The following is a 3133-nucleotide window of genomic DNA, read 5'->3' on the forward strand; positions in this document are numbered from 1 at the left end:
AAACACGGCGAAGACCTCCTCGACGTCCTCACCGCCCTGTTCACCACCGGCCCCTGGCTCCCACCGGACCTCACCACCGACTCGAGCTAAATACGTACCTGAAGCTGCTTTGACCCAGTTTGCTAACTCACTACAGCGCCACGATCGCCGCTGTCTCCGCAGGCAACTCGATCCGGTCCCGCATCACGGTGACACCCTCGCCGGTCGCCAGCAGCACCCGCCGAGCCACCCCCGGCAGCGACACCCCCTGCCCCCGCCCAGCAAAGTTCGCCACGACGAGAGTGTCCCCCCGCCGCATCAGCAGGAACTGGTCCCCGTGCTGCACCGACACCGCGTGCATCCGAGGATCAGACAGGTCCGCCACCGACCGCCGCAGCGCGATCAACCGCTGGTAGAACGCCAACATCGAAGCATGCTCGGGCTTGTCCAGCTCGGCCCAGTCCAACCGGGACCGTACGAACGTCTCCGGGTCCTGCGGGTCGGGCACGTCCCCTTCGGGCCACCCATGTGAGGCGAACTCGCGCCGCCGACCGGTCCGCACGGCGGTCGCCAACTCCGGCTCCGGGTGCGAGGTGAAGAACTGCCACGGCGTGGAGGCCGCCCACTCCTCCCCCATGAACAGCATCGGCGTGAACGGCGCGGTCAGCAGGATCATGGCGCCGACCCGTACGAGGGCGGACGACAGGGAGGCCGAGATCCGATCCCCGGTGGCCCGGTTCCCGATCTGGTCGTGGTTCTGCAAGTAGGCGACCAACCGATGACCAGGGACGCGGGAATCGAGGGGCCGCCCGTGGTGGCGGTTGCGGAAGCTGGACCAGGTGCCCGCGTGGAAGAACCCGCCGGTCAGGACGTCCGACAGGGTCTCCAGGGAGCCGAAGTCGCCGTAGTAGCCCTGCCGCTCCCCCGTCAGCAGCGTGTGCAGCGCGTGGTGGGCGTCGTCGTTCCACTGGGCGTGCAGACCGAACCCGCCCGCCTCGCGGGGGGTGATGAGCCGGGGGTCGTTGAGGTCCGATTCGGCGATGAGCGAGAGCGGCCGGCCCAGATGAGTCGACAGCGACTCGACCTCGACGGCCAATTCCTCAAGCAGAGGGACAGCACGGGTGTCCGGCAGCGCGTGCACGGCATCCAGGCGCAGCCCGTCGACGTGGTAGTCGCGCAGCCACATGAGCACGCTGTCGATGATGTAGCGGCGTACCTCGTCGGAGTGCGGGCCGTCCAGGTTGATCGAGCGGCCCCAACTGTTGCTCTGCTCGGCGAGGTAGGGGCCGAACCGTGGCGCGTAGGCCCCGGAGGGCCCGAAATGGTTGTAGACGACGTCGAGGATCACCCCCAACCCGCGAGCGTGGGCGGCGTCGACGAACCGTTTCAGGCCGTCCGGACCGCCGTAGGGCTCGTGCGGGGCATACCAGCAGACGCCGTCGTACCCCCAGTTGTGTTCGCCGTTGAAGGCGTTGATCGGGAGCAGTTCGACCAGGTCGACACCGAGGTTCACCAGGTGGTCAAGGCGGTCGATGGCCGCGTCGAAGGTGCCCTCCGGGGTGAAGGTGCCGATGTGCAGCTCGTAGAGGACGCTGCCGGGCAGTTGCCGACCCGTCCAGGAGGAATCAGTCCACTGGAACGCAAGATGGTCGTAGCGGCGGCTCGGCCCGTGCACCCCCGCAGGCTGCCACGGTGAGCGGGGGTCAGGCAGTGGAGTTTCGTCGTCGTTCAGCAGAAAGGAGTAGTCGAGGCCGGCGTCGGGCACGTCGACCAGCCACCAGCCGTCGGCGGCGGCGGCGCGCATCTCGTGGTCGGTGTCGCCGGCCAGGCGCAGCCGCACCCGGCTCGCGTCCGGTGCCCAGACGGAGAATTCGGTCATGACGAGGCCTCCTCGGCAGCGGTGGGAGGAGCCAGCAGAGCAACGGGATAGTCCGCGAGGAGATTGTCCAACGGGACGTCCCCGCCACTGTAGACCCGACCGGTGAACAGGTCCTTCACTTCGTTAACGGGAAGCGACAGGGTTGTGTCACACCAGCCGCCGGCGCGTGCCAGGCCCAGCGGCAGGCGGGTCGCCACCGCTATCGCGCCACCCCGGTCGAAGGCCACCACGTGCCGGCCCACCGGGCCGCGCGCCGGCACCGGCCGGTAGCCGCTGAACAGCTCCGGGTGCGCCCGCCGCAGCCGCAACGTCCGCGACACGACGAGCAGCTTCGCCGCTCCGTCGGTGTCGACCGGGGGACGCCAGCCGTCGTCGAGCCGCGCCAGCATCTCTCGGCGTACGTCGAAGTCGACCGGCCGGCGATTGTCCGGATCGACCAGGGAGTTGTCCCACAGCTCGGTGCCCTGGTAGGTGTCCGGCACGCCGGGCATGGTGAGCTGAATCAGCTTCTGCCCGAGGGAGTTGCACCAGCCGGCCGGGGTGATCGCGGCGGCGAGTTCGGCCAGCTCGTCGTGCAGCGCCGGGTCGTCGTACATCATGTCGATGACCGCGTGCATGGCCTGCTCGAAGCCCGGGTCGGGGTCCACCCAACTGGTCGAGGCCGCGGCCTCCCGGGCGGCCTTCTCGGCGTACGCGTGCAGCCGCTCCCGCTCGATCGGCCACGCCCCGACGGCCGTCTGCCAGAGCAGGTGGGCGAACGCCGGGTCGGGCAGCGGCGCGTACTCCATCCAGGTCGTGACCTGCTCGGCCCAGCGGCCCGGCAGCTCGCTGAGCACGGCGAGGCGGGCGCGGACGTCCTCGCCGCGCTTCGTGTCGTGGGTGGAGAGGGTGGTCATGCTGGCGGGCCAGCGGACCTGCTGGGCGGCGGCGAAGCGGTGGAACTCCGCCGGCGGCACCCCGAAGTGGGCGGGGCTGCCGCCCACCTCGTTGAGCGCCACGAACCGGCTCCACCGGTAGAACGCGGTGTCCTCCACGCCCTTGGCCATCACCGCGCCGGTGAGCTGCGGGAAGCGCTTCGCCAGCTCGTCGTCGGGGTCGCGCAGCCGGCGGGTGATCGCGTCCAGCGCGCCGGTCAGGTCGGGGCGGCGGCGACCGGCCTCGGAGCGGGCGGCGGCGAGGTGCCGGGCGCCCTGCGGCGGGTATTGACCAGTAACCCAAAGGTGCCGTGATCGTTGTCCGTGTATGGGTGTTGCGGTACGTGATGCGCGGCGGCTT

The 3133-nt window shown here is 70.1% G+C and carries 1 protein-coding gene and 1 pseudogene; both read right to left on the minus strand.

From position 1 onward, the window contains the following. Nucleotides 1–130 precede the first annotated feature (130 nt). Nucleotides 131–1858 (minus strand): malto-oligosyltrehalose trehalohydrolase, encoded by a 1728-nt coding sequence (gene treZ / locus ACLQ24_RS29140; RefSeq protein WP_425894946.1) that lies wholly within the window; start codon nucleotides 1856–1858, stop codon nucleotides 131–133. Continuing rightward, nucleotides 1855–3133, minus strand: a pseudogene (locus ACLQ24_RS29145) (malto-oligosyltrehalose synthase); the annotation flags it as partial. The pseudogene ACLQ24_RS29145 and the gene treZ, both read right to left, overlap by 4 nt.

Source organism: Micromonospora sp. DT4, from assembly GCF_049841675.1.
Taxonomy (GTDB): Bacteria; Actinomycetota; Actinomycetes; order Mycobacteriales; family Micromonosporaceae; genus Micromonospora.